At 74.0% G+C, this 15,267-nt stretch carries 14 protein-coding genes; 3 read left to right on the forward strand and 11 right to left on the reverse strand.

Features of this window, described 5'->3' with window-relative positions:
• Positions 1–12: 12 nt before the first annotated feature.
• The 9 genes from BIV57_RS20680 to BIV57_RS20720 all read right to left on the reverse strand — a co-directional run bounded on the left by BIV57_RS20680 (position 13) and on the right by BIV57_RS20720 (position 8,421).
• The gene (locus BIV57_RS20680) at positions 13–1,314 is read right to left on the reverse strand and encodes a hypothetical protein (protein ID WP_071658373.1); all 1,302 of its coding nucleotides are present in this window, start codon (positions 1,312–1,314) and stop codon (positions 13–15) included.
• An 18-nt stretch (positions 1,315–1,332) separates the two neighbouring features.
• Positions 1,333–1,833, reverse strand: a complete 501-nt coding sequence (locus BIV57_RS20685; protein ID WP_107409648.1) for a DUF6114 domain-containing protein — start codon at positions 1,831–1,833, stop codon at positions 1,333–1,335.
• Between the two features lie 118 nt (positions 1,834–1,951).
• On the reverse strand, positions 1,952–2,563 hold the full coding sequence (locus BIV57_RS20690) for a DUF6230 family protein (protein ID WP_071658374.1): 612 nt from the start codon (positions 2,561–2,563) through the stop codon (positions 1,952–1,954).
• A gap of 403 nt (positions 2,564–2,966) precedes the next feature.
• Positions 2,967–3,947: a tetratricopeptide repeat protein gene (locus BIV57_RS20695; protein WP_245797829.1), complete on the reverse strand. Its 981-nt coding sequence runs from the start codon at positions 3,945–3,947 to the stop codon at positions 2,967–2,969.
• A 47-nt stretch (positions 3,948–3,994) separates the two neighbouring features.
• Entirely contained in the window at positions 3,995–5,695 is a 1,701-nt protein-coding gene (locus BIV57_RS20700; RefSeq protein WP_071658376.1) for a coenzyme B12-dependent isobutyryl-CoA mutase large subunit, read from the reverse strand.
• A gap of 111 nt (positions 5,696–5,806) precedes the next feature.
• Entirely contained in the window at positions 5,807–6,298 is a 492-nt protein-coding gene (locus BIV57_RS20705) for a MarR family winged helix-turn-helix transcriptional regulator (RefSeq protein ID WP_071658377.1), read from the reverse strand.
• Between the two features lie 61 nt (positions 6,299–6,359).
• Positions 6,360–7,139, reverse strand: a complete 780-nt coding sequence (locus BIV57_RS20710) for an AIM24 family protein (RefSeq protein WP_071658378.1) — start codon at positions 7,137–7,139, stop codon at positions 6,360–6,362.
• Positions 7,139–7,783, reverse strand: coding sequence for an AIM24 family protein (locus BIV57_RS20715; protein ID WP_071658379.1), 645 nt, complete (start codon positions 7,781–7,783; stop codon positions 7,139–7,141). The genes BIV57_RS20710 and BIV57_RS20715 overlap by 1 nt, the downstream gene beginning before the upstream one ends.
• On the reverse strand, positions 7,783–8,421 hold the full coding sequence (locus BIV57_RS20720; RefSeq protein ID WP_071658380.1) for an AIM24 family protein: 639 nt from the start codon (positions 8,419–8,421) through the stop codon (positions 7,783–7,785). The genes BIV57_RS20715 and BIV57_RS20720 overlap by 1 nt, the downstream gene beginning before the upstream one ends.
• Positions 8,422–8,491: 70 nt before the next feature.
• On the opposite strand from BIV57_RS20720, the gene BIV57_RS20725 reads away from it, so the two are divergent.
• Together BIV57_RS20725 and BIV57_RS20730 are read left to right on the forward strand one after the other, a co-directional pair.
• The gene (locus BIV57_RS20725; RefSeq protein ID WP_071658381.1) at positions 8,492–9,052 is read left to right on the forward strand and encodes a MarR family winged helix-turn-helix transcriptional regulator; all 561 of its coding nucleotides are present in this window, start codon (positions 8,492–8,494) and stop codon (positions 9,050–9,052) included.
• A gap of 11 nt (positions 9,053–9,063) precedes the next feature.
• Positions 9,064–9,405, forward strand: coding sequence for a DUF3817 domain-containing protein (locus tag BIV57_RS20730; protein ID WP_071658382.1), 342 nt, complete (start codon positions 9,064–9,066; stop codon positions 9,403–9,405).
• Positions 9,406–9,484: 79 nt separating this feature from the next.
• On the opposite strand, the gene meaB is transcribed toward BIV57_RS20730, so the two are convergent.
• Positions 9,485–10,420 carry a methylmalonyl Co-A mutase-associated GTPase MeaB gene (meaB, locus tag BIV57_RS20735; RefSeq protein ID WP_071658383.1) on the reverse strand — a complete coding sequence of 312 codons (936 nt, stop codon included), beginning with the start codon at positions 10,418–10,420 and terminating at the stop codon, positions 9,485–9,487.
• A gap of 60 nt (positions 10,421–10,480) precedes the next feature.
• A complete protein-coding gene (locus BIV57_RS20740) occupies positions 10,481–11,686 on the reverse strand; it encodes an acetyl-CoA C-acetyltransferase (protein WP_071658384.1) in 1,206 nt (401 codons plus the stop codon).
• A 251-nt stretch (positions 11,687–11,937) separates the two neighbouring features.
• On the opposite strand from BIV57_RS20740, the gene BIV57_RS20745 reads away from it, so the two are divergent.
• Positions 11,938–15,267, forward strand: a 3,330-nt coding sequence (locus BIV57_RS20745; protein ID WP_419185735.1) for a hypothetical protein, incomplete at its 3' end; no start/stop codon positions are given.

Consider the following 15,267-nt stretch of genomic DNA (forward strand, 5'->3'; position numbering starts at 1 on the left):
GGGCGCCCCGGCTCAGCCCTTCGTCGAGTAGGTCCTCATCCCGGGGATCTTCAGCGTTCCGCCGAACTGGCCGGCGTTGTCCAGCGACACGTCCGTGTACGTCGCGGGGATCGGCAGGTCGCCGACGAGCGCGTTGATCGGCTCGACGAACCACGGGTCCTGAAGGAACTTCGGGTGGTAGTTCTGCGGCACCAGCCCGAAGAGGTTCCCCTTCAGGTCCTGGGTGTACATCGTCACCTGGCCGCCGCGGATCGTCGAGGTGGTGCCCTTGCCCCCGACCACGTGCAGCGTCGTGCCGTTGCTCAGCTCGGCCGACATGTCCAGGTCGCCGATGTCCACCGCGGAGGCGGTGAACTTCATGACCGTCTTCGTCGTCCCGCTGGCGTTCACCTTGACGATGCCGTGGTAGTACAGCCCGTACAGCACCAGCTTCGACGAGTTGAGGTGCCACGCCACCTTCGGCAGGTTCACGCCGTTGTCGGCGCCGACGGTGTTCTTCGGCATCTCGGTGGGGCAGGCGTACGGCCACTTGTCCGTGGTCTTGAGGTCCTTGGCCTTGGCCGAGGAGCTCGCGCTCGCGGACGGCGACGGCGTGGTGTTCGTCGGCGTCGGGGTGGGGCTCGCCGACTTCGACTTCGCCGCCTTCGCCTTCGTCGACGGCGACGCCGTCGTCCCGCCGCCGGACTTCGGCGACTTCGGGGACGTCCCCGACCCCGAGGCGCCGGAGCCGGCGTCGGCGCTGGGGGATGCGCTGATCTTCGTGGCGCTCGCACTCGGCGACGCCGACTTGTTGATCCCGAAGAGGTTGTTGAACCAGTCCAGGATCGGGTGCTTGGAGGTGGCGCTCGGCGACGGCGTCGCGGAGCCCGCCGCCTTCCCCGCCCCGGAGGAGCCGGAGGCGGGCGAGGACGCCGACTTGGCGTCACTCCCGCCGGTGGAGGACGTGGCCGTCGGGGACTTGGTCAGGCCGCCCAGCAGCCCGCCTTTGCCGCCCTTGGCGTCCTTGGACGGGGAGGCGGACGCCGACCCCGAGGGCGTGTCGCCCGGGCTCGCGGAGGTGCTGCCGCTGGGGCTCGCCGATCCGGTCGGCACCGCGCAGGGGCCGTCGGTGTTGCCCGGCGAGGGCGTGCCGGTGGCGGAGACGGTGGCGCCGCGCAGCAGCGGGCCCGGAGCGAGTGCGGCCCCGTTCCCGGAGCCCCCGGGCTCGGCCGCGGCCACGCCGGCGCCGACCACCAGGGCCACGGTCGGCACCGTCGCCAGGGCGGCGATGCGGGCACGGCGGGGCACCCGGTCCCACAGGTCGTGGATGGACATCTCGGATCAGGGATCCTCTCACTCGCTCCCGGGCCCGACGGTGGTGCTCTCCGGGCCGGAGTCGGAGGCGGGGGCGGGCGCTGCCGGCTCCGGCGCCGCCTTGTCGAACGTCCAGGCGATGGCGAGCGCGCCGCCGAGCAGCCCGAGGATCAGGCCCAGCCCGAAGCCACCGAAGTTGGAGATCACCAGCGCGACGAGCGACAGGATGATCGTGGCGACGCCGACGAAGACCCGCACCAGCGGCTGGAACCAGACGGTGATGCCCAGCACGATCAGCAGCAGCCCGATGACGAGCGAGCCGGCCCCGCTGACCGTCGACATCGCGACCGTCAGGCTGCCCAGCTGGATGTGGGCATAGGGGAAGTACAGGATCGGCCCGCCGGCCAGCAGGATCAGCAGCCCGGCCCAGAAGGGCCGGCCGGAGCGCCAGGCGCGGAAGCCGCGCCGCCAGCGGCCGAGCGCGGGACCGATCCCGTCGAGGGCGCCGCCCTTTTCAGGGTTCGCCGGTGCGGTCGTCACGTCAGAACTCCCAGGTGGTACGGGTATTGCCCACCCCGGCGCCCCGCCGGCCGCGCGCAGCGCGGCTCGGGCGGGGTGCCGGGGCGAAGGGGCGGCAAGGCGAACCGGACGCAGCGCGTCAGTAGCACTCGTGCTTGCCGGCGTTGAGCTTCATGCCGAGCCCGGCGAGCTTGAAGGTGCCCGCGGTCGTCGCCCACGCGGTCTGGTGCAGCCCGTCGACCTCGATGTGGGTGGCCTGCTGCGAGAAGGAGCCCGGCTTGATCGGGTCGCCCTCCGGCGGCTTCGGGCCCTTGTTGAGCGACTCCACGGCGGTGCCGATGTCCACGTTGGTGAACGTGGCGTCACCGCTGAGGTCGGTGAGGTCCGCGTAGAGGTTGGTGGCCTGCACCGGCTTGGTCTTGCCGGCCGTCAGCTTCAGCGTGACGTCGCCGACCAGCGGCACGTCGGGGATGAGCACCGACTGGCACATGTTGGTCAGCGTGGCGTGGCTCATCCCGGAGACGGCCACCGCGTGGCCGTCGTTCTGGCCCTTGTCGACGGACCCGAACTGGGTGAAGCCATCGGCCGTGAGCTTGTCGGCGGACACCTTGAACTGCTGTCCGGAGACGCTGAACGAGGCCGCCAGGGCCTGCTGCGAGAGTGCCACTCCCACTCCGGCGGTGGCCAACAGCGTGGGCACCATCACCAGGCCGAACCGCTTCCAGCGGGTACGACCGTGTGCTTGGGTCATCGTCTTCCTCCCTGCCCCCCGGGCGGACGATCTTGCGATCTACTGCGTGGTAGAAACCGAGCGTGCCCGATCGTGGCGCAAACCACAGGCGACACACAAGGGTTTCGTTACCGGCCAGTATCGTTCAGGTGTCCGAACACGCTCAGCCGTCACGCACCATCGGTCACACAGTGCATCCGATACACTCGGCAAAAGGGGCCAAAGACCGCCCAACCCCGACGAGTTGCCCCCGTCTCCGGACACGCTCCGTGGTTTCATATCGGTTCGGTAACCCCTCCCTCGATACGGTGACATTGTCGACAAGCCGCCACGCACGGCGACATGAGAAAGGCGCCGGAACGGCATCCCACCAGGGGATCCGTCCCGGCGCCGAGGGCGACCCGGGAGTCGGTCGAGAGCGTTCTCAGAAGAGCTTGCGCGCCAGCGCCTGGCGGGCCGCGGCCACCCGCGGGTCCTCCGTGCCGATCACCTCGAAGAGGCTCAGCAGGTGCACCCGCACGGTGTTGCGGTCGTCGCCGAAGACCCGGCCGACCGTCTCCACCAACCGCCCGAAGGCGTCCTCGACATGACCGCCCACCAGATCCAGGTCGGCGGCGCGGATCTGGGCCTGGGGGTCGGTCGGGTTCTCCGCGGCCTCGGAGCGGACCGCCGCCGGGTCGAGGTCGATGGTGCGCTGCAGCAGCTCCGCCTGCGCCAGGCCGGCCTTGGCCTCCTCGTCGCCCGGACGGTCGGCGAGGACATTGCGGTACGCCTGCACGGCGCCGCCCAGGTCGCCCCGGTCCAGCGCGTCGTGCGCGGCGGCCAGCGCCGGGTCCTCCGGCACCTCGGGGAGCGCGGACTCCTCCGCGTCGTCGGCGGGGCTCTCGCCGATCGGCTCGCCGACGATGCCGAACTGCTGCTCGGCGACGTCGACCAGCTGGTCGATCACCTGGCGGGCCTGCTCCATCGGCACCGCCCCCTGGAACATCGGCACCGGCTGGCCGCCGACGAAGGCCAGCACGAACGGGATGCCCTGGACGCCCAGCTGGGACAGGATCGACTGGGCGAGCGCCTGGTTGGCCTCGATGTCGAGCTTGGCCAGGATGAACTTGCCGTTGTACTCCTCCGCCAGCTTCTCCAGCACCGGCGAGAGCTGCTTGCAGGGCTGGCACCAGTCGGCCCAGAAGTCGACGACGACCGGCACGCTCGCCGAGCGCTGGAGCACCTCCTGCTCGAACGACGCCTCGTCGACGTCGAGGACCGCGCTGGACGCGACCGGGGCGCCCTGCTCGCGGGCCGTGCGGGCACGCTCCTGCGCCTTCTCCTTGGCCTCGCCGGCGGCCTTCACCGCGGCGAGGTCGACCGCGCCCCGAAGGGACATGTTCCGTGGTGGCTGCTGCTGCATGCCTCCATCCTGCCCTACCCCGCGCCCCATGGGGGCGCGGGGCAACTTCAGAACCGGGCCGGCTCCGCGTACGTGCCCCACTCGGCGCGCAGCGCGTCGCAGATCTCGCCGAGCGTCGCCTCCGCCCGCACCGCGTCCAGCATCGCCGGGATCATGTTCGCCCCGCCGCGCGCCGCGGCCAGCATGGCGTCCAACCCCGCGCGCACCGCCGCCTCGTCGCGGGCCGCGCGGCGCTCGCCCAGCAGCGCGTTCTGGTCGCGCTCCACCTCGTGGCCGACCCGCATGATCGTCAGCTCCCGGGAGACCGAGCCGGTGTGGCAGTTGACGCCGACGACCCGCTTCTCGCCCTTCTCCAGCGCCCGCTGGTACTGGAACGCGGCCTCGGCGATCTCGCCGGTGAACCAGCCGTCCTCGATGCCCTTGAGGATCCCGGAGGTGATCGGCCCGATGGGGTGCTCGCCGGTGGGCACCGCGCGCTCGCCCATCTCCCGGATGCGCCGGAAGATCTCCTCGGCCTCGGCCTCGATGCGGTCCGTCAGCGCCTCGACGTACCAGGAGCCGCCGAGCGGGTCGGCGACGTTGGTGACGCCGGTCTCCTCCATGATCACCTGCTGGGTGCGCAGCGCGATCTCCGCGGCCTCCTCGGAGGGCAGCGCCAGCGTCTCGTCCAGGGCGTTGGTGTGCAGGGAGTTGGTGCCGCCCAGCACCGCGGCGAGCGCCTCGACGGCCGTGCGCACCACATTGTTGTGCGGCTGCTGCGCGGTGAGCGAGACGCCGGCCGTCTGGGTGTGGAAGCGCAGCCACTGGGCGCGCGGGGTGGCGGCGCCGTAGACGTCGCGCATCCACCGGGCCCAGATCCGGCGCGCGGCGCGGAACTTGGCGATCTCCTCGAAGAGGTCGATGTGGGCGTCGAAGAAGAAGGAGAGCCCGGGGGCGAACCGCTCCACGTCCAGGCCGCGGGAGAGGCCGAGCTCGACGTAGCCGAAGCCGTCGGCGAGCGTGAAGGCGAGCTCCTGCGCGGCCGTCGAGCCGGCCTCGCGGATGTGGTAGCCGGAGACCGAGAGCGGCTTGTAGGCCGGGATGTTCTCCGCGCAGTACTCCATCAGGTCGCCGATGAGGCGCAGATGCGGCTCGGGGTCGAAGAGCCACTCCTTCTGGGCGATGTACTCCTTGAAGATGTCCGTCTGCAGGGTGCCGTCCAGCGCCCGGATGTCGGCGCCCTGCCGCTCGGCGGCGACCAGGTACATGCAGAAGACCGGGACGGCCGGGCCGGAGATCGTCATCGAGGTGGTGACGTCGGCGAGCGGGATGCCCTCGAAGAGGACGTCCATGTCGGCGGCGGTGTCGATGGCGACGCCGCAGTGGCCGACCTCGCCGAGCGAGCGGGGGTCGTCGGAGTCGCGGCCCATCAGGGTGGGCATGTCGAAGGCCACGGAGAGGCCGCCGCCGCCCGCGTCCAGGATCATGCGGTACCGCTCGTTGGTCTGCCGGGCGTTGCCGAAGCCGGCGAACTGGCGGATCGTCCAGGCGCGGCCGCGGTAGCCGGTGGGGTACAGCCCGCGGGTGTAGGGGTACTCGCCGGGCCAGCCGATGCGGGCCAGGCGGGGGTCGTCGGTGCCGTCCGGCGGGCCGTAGACGGGGTCGACCGGCGAGCCGGAGAGCGTGGTGAAGTCGGCGTCGCGCTTGGGCGCTGCGCTGTAGCGCTGCTGCCACCGCTCGCGACCGGCGGCGATGTCCTCGGCGTCCATGGGGTGGGGACCTCCGATAGTTTTAGTAGGACGTCCAACCATCTTGGCATGCCCCTACTCGGGAGTCACGAACCCCGGGCATCCGCGCCCCGGGCGGGCGGGGTGCCGGGTTCAGGTCCGCACGTCCGTCACCGTCTCCAGGTATTCCGCCAGCGGCACCAGCGCGCGCTCCAACGCGTCCACGTCCCCCGCCGACAGCCGGTCGAAGAAGTGCCTGCGCACCCCGCGGACATGCTCCGGCGCCACCCGCGCCAGCACCTGCCCGCCGTGCTCCGTCAGCACCGCCTCCAGGCCGCGCCCGTCCCGCAGGCACCGCTCCCGCCGCACCAGCCCGGCCTTCTCCATCCGGGTGATCTGGTGCGACAGCCGGCTCTTGGACAGCAGGGTGGCGTCCGCCAGCTCGGTCATCCGCAGCCGCCGCTCGGGCGCCTCGGAGAGGTTCACCAGGATCTCGTAGTCGTTCAGCGACAGCCCGAAGGCCGCCAGATCGCGGCCCATCCGGTGGTTCAGCAGCCGCCCGACGGCCAGATGGGCGCGCCAGACGCGCTGCTCCTGATCGTCGAGCCAGTCCGAGCCCCGGGCGCCCTCTGCCGTCTCCCGCATACGCGCAGTGTAACGAGATGATCGCCGGGCACCGGGCAGCGGACGGGCACCGGACGGCGCGTCAGCGCCCGCCGAGGATGCCGCCCAGCAGCCCGCCCAGCCCCTCCTGGCCCGGCTGCCCGCCGGCCTGCTGCGGGACTCCCGCCCCCGGCACGCCCCGCCCCTGCTCCCCGGCGACGCCGACCGCGCCGACCGCCTCCTCCGGCATCAGCGCCTCGCTGGACTGCATCAGCACCGTCCCCGACCCGGTGAACTCGAACTGGTGCTCCTCGCCGGAGGCCCCGCCGATCCCGGTCAGCGCCCGCACCCCGCCCAGGAAGCCGCGCAGGTAGTGGTGGTCGTAGTGGTGGCACGGCGAGGGCGTGTCCGCCCAGCCCACCAGCGCCTGCGGGTCGACGCGGATCGGCGGCTCCACGAAGTGCACCGGCCCGTTGGAGGCGGCCACGAACTTGCCGGTGCCGATGAGCGTCAGGAACCCCGGGATGATCGACTGCTTCAGCGCCAGCCCCGGCTGGAAGGCGAGCAGGTTCCCGGAGCGGATGTTGAGGTTGCCGTCCTCCAGGTCGAAGGAGTTGACGTCGTAGGCGCGGTCGGCGAGCAGCAGCTTTCCGCGGCCCTGCGCCACCACCCAGTGCCCGGCGTGCAGCGGCGAGTGGAAGGAGGCGGCCACCAGCCCGTCCAGCGGGCCGTGACCCAGCCCGTCGAAGCGGATGTCGCCGTAGTAGGCGATCATCTTGCCCTTCTGCAGGAACCACTCCCCGTTGAGGTCCACGCAGAAGACGTAGGGGTTGACGTTGTCGTCGACCGGCAGCGTCGCCGGGTCCAGCACGTCCACCGTCATCAGAACTTCTCCTCGCTGGCCTGGACGAACACCGAGCCGCTGCCCGACAGTTCGAGCTGGAAGCCCTCGCCGGAACCCCGTCCCACCATCTCGCGCCAGCCCAGCGCGGTCGACAGCTTGTTCCGGACGTCGCCGCGGTGCGCCACGTACGCCTGCGGGTCGACGTGCCGCGGCCGGTCGGGCGTGATGGCCAGCTCGAAGATCCCGCCGTGCGCCAGCACCGCCACCGACCCGTGGCCGGCGAGCTTGGTGGTGAACAGGCCCTGGCCGGTGGCCTGGCCGCGGACCACGCCCATCAGGCCGCCCTGCTGCCCGAGAAAGACGGTGGACTGCTGGAGGCTGCCCTCGAAGGAGAGCAGCCGGTCGGCCTCCACGAACAGCTCCTCGCCGGAGAGTTCGACGACATGGACGTGGTGCCCGCCGTGGCCGAAGAGGACGGTGCCGCTGCCCTCCACGGTCATCAGCGGGGTGTCCTCGTTGGCGACCCGCCGGCCCAGCATCGAGCCGAACCCGCCCTGCCCGCCGACGATGTTGGGGGTGAAGGTGACGTCCCCGGTGCAGGCGAGCATCGCGCCGCGCTGGCTGAAGAGCCGCTGCCCGGGGACGACCCGGGCCTCCACCATCTTGGAGTTGATCTGCCGCATCAGAGCTGCCCTCCCAGGGTGGTGCGCTCGGACGGCTGGACGTAGACCGTCCCCGAGCCCTCGAAGCGCAGCTGGACGCCCTCGCCGGAGCCCTCCCCGATCGCGGTGCGCCAGGTGACGCCGGAGACGAACTGCTGCTTCAGCTCGCCGGTGTGGGCGACATAGGCACCGGGGTCGACGGTGAGCGGCAGCCCGGGGGCGACGCGCAGGATCACGGCGGGGCCGTCCGACATCAGCGCGGCCCAGCCGGTGCCGTGCACGGTGGTGGTGAACAGGCCGTTGCCCTCGGCGGCGCCGCGCAGCCCGGTGAAGGTGGTGCCGGTGCGCAGGCCCTCCTCGGTGCAGAGCAGGTTGCTCGCCTCGACGTAGAGCTTCTCGCCGCCCAGGCGCACCAGGTTGATGTTCGACGCGCGGTCGGCGAAGTAGCAGGTGCCCTGGCCCTTCACCTCCATCACCGTCATGTGCTCGCCGGTCACCCGGCGCGTCACCATCCCCCGCAGGCCCTCGCCGCCGCCGGTGAGCCGCTTGAAGCCCATCCGCCCGTCGTAGGCGACCATCGATCCGTTCTTCGCCCGGACCGCGTCCCCGTTCAACTCGACGGCGAGCACCCGGGTGTCCTCAAGCCGAAAGACTGCCACCCGAGCGAGCGTACGTGACTCCCCGTTGGCTCCGGCCGCTGACACTGAGTGTCCGTCTACACTCCGTCATGTGCCCAAGCCGTTGAGCCTGTCCTTCGACCCCATCACCGCCGCGGACGAGAAGTGGACCGAGCGGTGGGGGCGCGTGCCGTCCATGGTCGCCATCACCTCGATCATGCGCGCCCAGCAGATCCTGCTGGCGGAGGTGGACGCGGTGCTCAAGCCGTTCGACCTGACGTTCGCGCGGTACGAGGCGCTGGTGCTGCTCACCTTCAGCCGGGCCGGCGAGCTGCCGATGTCGAAGATCGGCGAGCGGCTGATGGTGCATCCGACGTCGGTGACGAACACCATCGACCGGCTGGCGCGGGCGGGTCTCGTCATCAAGCGGCCCAACCCGAACGACGGACGCGGCGTGCTGGCGGCGATCACGGACGAGGGACGGGCGGCGGTCGAGGCGACCACCGAGAAGCTGAACGCGATGCAGTTCGGGCTCGGCGCGTACGACGCGGCGGGCTGCGAGGAGATCTTCCGGCTGCTGCGCCCGCTGCGGGTGGCGGCGGGCGACTTCGTCGAGGCGGACGACGCCGTCGACGAGGGGGGCGCGCCCAAGATCGACAAAGCGGACGGTTAGAGTCTTCGTTCATGAAGCGCGGTGTTCTGACCCGGTACCGGGTAATGGCGTATGTGACCGGCGTCATGCTGCTGGCGCTGTGCGGCGCCATGGTCAACGAGTACCTGCTCGGCAACAGCGACAAGCCGGTCGTGTACATCGGGATGGCGCACGGCTATCTCTTCATCGTCTACCTGGTCGCGGCCTTCAACCTGGGGCTGAAGGTGAAGTGGCCGCTGGGCAAGCTGCTGCTGGTGCTGGTGGCGGGGACGATCCCGATCTGCTCGTTCATCGCGGAGCGCAAGATCACCCGCGAGATCGCCCCCCGTTTCGAGGACGCCCCCGACGACGAGTCCGAGCCCGTCTCGGTCTGATTCCCGGGGCCGCCGGCGGCGCCGGAGCTTTGGGGCTGCCGGGGCTTTGCGGCGGCGGACAGCGCACCGCGCCGAGCGGTCAGCCGAGGAGCCGGTCGGACGCCGTGTAGGGGTCCAGCGTCCCATCGGCGACCTGCTCCGCGAGAGCGTCCAGCCGCGCGCCGTCCGTCCCCGCCAGCCGCGCCCGGACACGCGCCAGCGCGATCGCCTCCACCTCGCGCGCCGCCCGCTCCCGCCGCCGCACCGCGAGCGCGCCCGCCTCCTCGAGCCAGCCGCGGTGCTTCTCCAGCGAGGCGACCACCTCCTCGACGCCCTCCCCCCGCGCCGTCGCCGCCTTGACGACCACCGGCCGCCACTCCCCCGCCGCGCGCGCCTCCCCCAGCGCCAGCATCTGGTTGATCTCGCGGGCCACCGCGTCCGCCCCGTCCCGGTCGGCCTTGTTGACGACGAAGACGTCGCCGATCTCCAGCACCCCCGCCTTCGCCGCCTGCACCGAGTCGCCCATCCCCGGGGCGAGCAGCACCACCGTGGTGTCCGCCTGGCCGGCGATCTCCACCTCGGACTGGCCCACCCCCACCGTCTCCACCAGCACCACGTCGCAGCCGGCCGCGTCCAGCACCCGCACCGCCTGGGGCGCCGCGGAGGCCAGCCCGCCCAGGTGCCCGCGGGTCGCCATGGAGCGGATGTAGACCTCGCGGTCGCCCGCGTGGTCCTGCATCCGCACCCGGTCGCCGAGCAGCGCGCCGCCGGTGAACGGCGACGTCGGGTCGACGGCCAGCACGCCGACCCGCAGCCCGCGCCGCCGGTACGCCGTCACCAGCGCCGACACCGTCGTCGACTTGCCGACACCGGGCGCGCCGGTGAGGCCGATCACCGCCGCGCGGCCGGTGTGCGGGGCGAGCGCCGCCGCGACCTCGCGCAGCTGCGGCGCGTCGTTCTCCACCAGCGTGATGAGGCGGGCGACGGCGCGCGGATCCCCGCCGCGCGCCCGCTCCACCAGCCCTGCGACGTCCATACCCGCCCTCGTGCCCTTCGCCTCGACCCGACCTGCCCGGACCTGCTCCGACCTGCTGCCTCAACGCCGCCGCAGCACGAGCGCGTCGCCCTGCCCGCCGCCCCCGCACAGCCCGGCCGCGGCGACCCCGCCGCCGCGCCGCTTCAGCTCCAGCGCCGCGTGCAGCACGATCCGCGCCCCGGACATCCCCAGCGGGTGCCCCAGCGCGATCGCCCCGCCGTTGGGGTTCACCTTCTCCTCGTCCACGCCCAGCTCGGCCATGGAGTGCACGGCGACCGCCGCGAACGCCTCGTTGATCTCGACCACGTCGAGATCGCCGACGCCCAGGCCCTCCTTGCGCAGCGCGTCCTTGATGGCGTTGGCGGGCTGCGCGTGCAGCGAGTTGTCCGGGCCGGCCACATTGCCGTGCGCGCCGATCTCGGCGAGCCACTCCAGGCCCAGCTCCTCCGCCTTGGCACGGCTCATCACCACGACCGCAGCGGCGCCGTCGGAGATCTGCGAGGCGGTGCCGGCGGTGATGGTGCCGTCCCTGCCGAAGGCCGGACGGAGCCCGGCGAGCGCCTCGGCCGTGGTGCCGGGGCGGACGCCCTCGTCGACGGCGACCCGCACCGGGTCGCCCTTCCGCTGCGGGATCTCCACCGGGACGATCTCCTCGTCCAGCACGCCGTTCTTCTGCGCGGCGGCGGCCCGCTGGTGGCTGCGGGCGGCGAAGGCGTCCTGCGCCTCGCGGGCGATGCCCAGCCGGGCGTTGTGCCGTTCGGTGGACTCGCCCATCGAGACCTTGTCGTAGGCGTCGGTGAGCCCGTCGTACTCCATCGAGTCGAGCATCTCGATGGCGCCGTACTTGCTGCCGGTGCGCGAACCGGGCAGCAGATGGGGGGCGTTGGTCATGGACTCCTGGCCGCCGGCGACCAGGACCTCGAACTCGCCGGCGCGCACCAGCTGGGCGGCGAGCGCGATGGCGTCCAGCCCGCTGAGGCAGACCTTGTTGACGGTGAGGGCGGGGACGGTCATGGGGATGCCGGCGGCGACCGCGGCCTGGCGGGCGGGCATCTGCCCGGCGCCGGCCTGCAGCACCTGCCCCATGATCACGTACTCCACCTGCTCGGGCGCGACCCCGGCGCGCTCCAGGGCGCCGCGGATCGCGGCGGCCCCCAGCTGCACGCCGGAGAGGGACTTCAGCGAGCCGAGCAGGCGGCCCATGGGGGTGCGGGCCCCCGCGACGAGGACGGCGGTGCGATCCCGGTCGACGTGCTGTGCGGCCATGGTGAACTCCTCGAGTGAACGACCCTTAACATGCGCCCACGGCCAATCTACTGGCGACGGGCCCCAGCCGGAACCACCGGTCCCGCCCGGTCGTCCTTCCCCCGGGGAAGTGACGGACGCTGTGGTCGGGGCACACAGGAGCCCGGGGATCTGACAACATTCACCCAGAGAGCAGCAGAACAACGACGAGCAACGGATGGGACCGCGGAGTGCGGGGCTACGAGCGCCTGGCGGACGACCACGCCGAAGGCATGCCGGGCAGGGACGGCAACCCTGGCAGGGACGACAGCCTGTCCCGGATCGAGGCCGACATGGATCGGCTGCGCACCGAGCGCGAGAAGGCCGTCGCCCATGCGGAGGACCTCGGCTACCAGGTCGAGGTGCTGCGCGCCAAGCTCCACGAGTCCCGCCGCCGCATCGCCGCCCAGCCCCGCGGCAGCTTCGAGAACATCGGCGGCCAGGCCGAACAGGTGCTGCGCAACGCGCAGATGGCCGCCGAGCAGCTGCGCTCCGACGCCGAGCGCGACCTGCACAACGAGGCCGTGCAGCGCCGCCGCCAGCTGGACGATGAGCTCGCCGAGCGCCGCCGCTCCACCGAGGACCACGTCAACGAGACGGTGCAGTGGGCCGAGCAGCTGCGCTCCAACACCGAGCGGCAGGCCCGCACCCGGCTGGACGAGGCCCGCGGCGAGGCCCGCGACACCGTCGAGGCGGCCCGCGCGGAGGCGCAGCGCCTCGCCGAGCAGGCCCGGCTCCGCGACGAGCAGCAGGCGCAGGCGACGCGCGCCGAGGCGGACGCCATGCTGGCCCGCGCCCAGGAGGTCCTGGAGAAGGCCAACACCGACGCCGAGGAGGTCCGTTCGCGGGCCGCCGCGCTGCGCGCCGAGGCGCGGGCCAGCCTCGCCGAGGCGCAGTCGGAGGCCGAGTCGGCCGCCGAGAAGGGCCGCGAGCAGGCCACCGAGCGACTCCAGGCCGCCGCCGCGCAGGCCGAGAAGTTGCTGGAGGAGGCCGGACGCGACGCAGAGCGACGCCGCGAGGAGGCCTCCGCCGAGGGCGCCGCGGAGGCCGAACGGCTGCGCGGCGCCGCCGAGGAGGCCGCGGAGGCCGCCCGCGCCGCGCTCGACGAGGAGCTGGCCGGCGTCCGCGCCGAGACCGAGCGGCTGCGCGCGGAGGCGGAGACGTCCCGCGCCGAGGCCGAGGCGGCCGCCTCCCGGGCGCACCAGGACGCCGCCGAGGAACTGCAGCGGATGCGCGAGGAGTTGGCCGAGCGCACCGCCGAGGCCGAGCGCGAGCGGGACGCCGCCGCCGAGCAGCGCGCCGAGGCCGAGCGGACGGCCGCCGAGCTGGTCGCGGAGGCCGAGCGCCGGGCGGCGGCCGCCGTGCGGGCCGGCGAGGAGGAGGCCACCGGGCTGCGCGCGCAGGCCGCCGGCGAGCTGGGCCGGGCCCGCGAGGACGCCGAGGCGGCCCGCGGCGAGGCCGCCGCGGAGGCCGAGGCGGTGCGGCTGGCGGCCCGAGAGGCAGCCGAGGAGCTCACCGCCAACGCCGACGACGCGCTGGCGCGGGCCCGCGAGGAGGCCGCCGCCACCCGGACCGAGGCTGCCGCCGAGGCCGAGACGGTGCGCGCCGCGGCCGCAGCCGACGCCGAGGCCGTCCGGGCGGCCTCCCGGGAGAACGCCGAGGCGCTGGAGGCGGAGGCGGAGGGCGAGCTCGCCCAGGCCCGCGACGAGGCCGCGGGCATCCGCGGCGAGGCGGCCGCCGAGGCCGAGACGGCCCGCGCCGCGGCCGCGGCCGACGCCGAGGCCGTCCGGGCCGCGGCCGGCGAGGCCGCCGGGGAGCTGCGCGCCCGCGCCGAGGGCGAGCTGGCCCAGGCCCACGAGGACGCCGGCACCGCCCGCAGCGAGGCCGCCGCCGAGGCCGAGACGGTCCGTGCGGCCGCCCAGGAGGCCGCCGGGGAGCTGCGCGCCCGCGCCGAGGGCGAGTTGGCCCAGGCCCACGACGAGGCCGCGGGCATCCGCAGCGAGGCCGCCGCCGAGGCGGAGGGCGTCCGCGCCGCGGCCCGGGAGGCCGCCGAGGCCCTGGCGGCCGAGGCCGAGTCCGCGCTGGCCGAGGCCCGCGAGCAGGCCGACGCGCTGCGCTCCGCCGCCGACCGGGCCGCCCAGGAGGCCCGCACCTCCGCGGACGCCCAGGCCGTCGAGCTGGTCCGGGCCGGCACCGAGCGCGCGGCCGCGCTGCGCGCCGACGCCGAGGCGGCGCTCGCCGACGCCCGCGGCGAGGCCGAGGAGCTGCGCGCCGCCGGCCGGGCGGACGCCGAGGCCGAGCGGGAGTCGGTGAGCGGCCTGCGGGCCGCCGCCGAGGCCGAGTTGGCCGAGCGCCGCGACCGCGCGGCGGCCGAGCAGGCCGCGCTGAAGAGCGAGGCCGAGCGCGCGCTGGCGGTCGCCCAGGAGGAGGCCGAGACGCTCCGCGCGAGCGCCGAGGACCACTCCACCGCGGCCCGCGAGGAGGCCGACCGGCTGCTGGAGCACGCCCGGGAGCGGGCCGCCGGGCACCTCGCCGAGGCCGAGGAGGCCGCCCGCGGGCTGCGCGAGGACGGCGAGGCGGAGCTGGAGCGGGCCCGCGAGGAGGCCGAGTCGATCAAGGCGGACGCCGCGGAGCGCGCCGCCGAGGTGGCCTCGTCCGCCGACGACGCGCTGGAGCGGGCCCGCCGCGAGGCCGACGCCATCCGCGCCCAGGCCGGCGAGGACGCCGCCGCCACGCGGGAGGCCGCCGGCGAGGCGCTGGCCCAGGCCCGCCGCGAGGCGGAGGATCTCGCCGAGCAGGCGCTCGCCGACGCCCAGGCGGCCGCGGCGGCCGCGGAGGAGCAGGCCGACCTGCTGGTGGCGGCGGCCCGCAAGGAGGGCGAGCGGCTCGCCTACGACGGCCAGGAGCAGGCCAACTCCCTGGTGGAGCGGGCCCGTTCGGAGGCGAACGAGATGCTGGTGGAGGCGCGCGGCGACGCGGCGGCCATCCGGCAGCGCGCCCAGGAGCTGCGCGACCAGGCGGAGAAGGACGTCGAGGCGCTGCACGCGCGCTCCCGCAAGGAGGCCGCGGACGCGCTCAAGTCGGCCGGGGAGCGGGCCGACGCGCTGGTGGCGGCCGCCGAGGAGCAGCTGCAGGAGGCCGAGCGGCAGGCCGCCGAGCGCGCCTCGGAGGCGTCGGCCGAGGCGTCCAAGGTGCGGATCGCCGCGGTGAAGAAGGCGGACGCGCTGCTGCACGAGGCGGAGCAGAAGCTCGACGCGGCCACCAGGGAGGCCGACGCCAAGTCGGCCGAGGCCGCCGAGGTGTTGCGCAAGGCCGAGCAGGACGCCGCGGCGGCCCGGGCCCGCGCCGAGGAGCAGGCGGACGAGCTGGTGGCCGCGGCCCGCAGCGAGGCGGAGCGGCTGCGCGGCGACGGCCAGCGCGACCTGGACGAGCTGGTGAGCCGCCGTCAGGACATCAACAAGGAGATCGCGCGCGTCCAGGACGTGCTCGACGCCCTGGAGACCTTCGAGGTCCCGGGGGCGGGGGGCCGGGGGGGCAAGCGCGGGGGCCGCACGGAGCCGGCG

The organism is Mangrovactinospora gilvigrisea (genome assembly GCF_001879105.1).
In the GTDB taxonomy this organism is placed as follows: Bacteria; Actinomycetota; Actinomycetes; order Streptomycetales; family Streptomycetaceae; genus Mangrovactinospora; species Mangrovactinospora gilvigrisea.

Excerpts from the sequence above, each read along its gene's own strand:
- BIV57_RS20700 (WP_071658376.1), bottom strand. The coding sequence starts at position 5,695 with ATGGACGCCGAGGACATCGCCGCCGGTCGCGAGCGGTGGCAGCAGCGC.
- BIV57_RS20690 (WP_071658374.1), bottom strand. The coding sequence starts at position 2,563 with ATGACCCAAGCACACGGTCGTACCCGCTGGAAGCGGTTCGGCCTGGTG.
- meaB (WP_071658383.1), bottom strand. The coding sequence starts at position 10,420 with ATGGACGTCGCAGGGCTGGTGGAGCGGGCGCGCGGCGGGGATCCGCGC.
- BIV57_RS20680 (WP_071658373.1), bottom strand. The coding sequence starts at position 1,314 with ATGTCCATCCACGACCTGTGGGACCGGGTGCCCCGCCGTGCCCGCATC.
- BIV57_RS20695 (WP_245797829.1), bottom strand. The coding sequence starts at position 3,947 with ATGCAGCAGCAGCCACCACGGAACATGTCCCTTCGGGGCGCGGTCGAC.
- BIV57_RS20740 (WP_071658384.1), bottom strand. The coding sequence starts at position 11,686 with ATGGCCGCACAGCACGTCGACCGGGATCGCACCGCCGTCCTCGTCGCG.
- BIV57_RS20715 (WP_071658379.1), bottom strand. The coding sequence starts at position 7,783 with ATGCGGCAGATCAACTCCAAGATGGTGGAGGCCCGGGTCGTCCCCGGG.
- BIV57_RS20730 (WP_071658382.1), top strand. The coding sequence starts at position 9,064 with ATGAAGCGCGGTGTTCTGACCCGGTACCGGGTAATGGCGTATGTGACC.
- BIV57_RS20710 (WP_071658378.1), bottom strand. The coding sequence starts at position 7,139 with ATGACGGTGGACGTGCTGGACCCGGCGACGCTGCCGGTCGACGACAAC.
- BIV57_RS20705 (WP_071658377.1), bottom strand. The coding sequence starts at position 6,298 with ATGCGGGAGACGGCAGAGGGCGCCCGGGGCTCGGACTGGCTCGACGAT.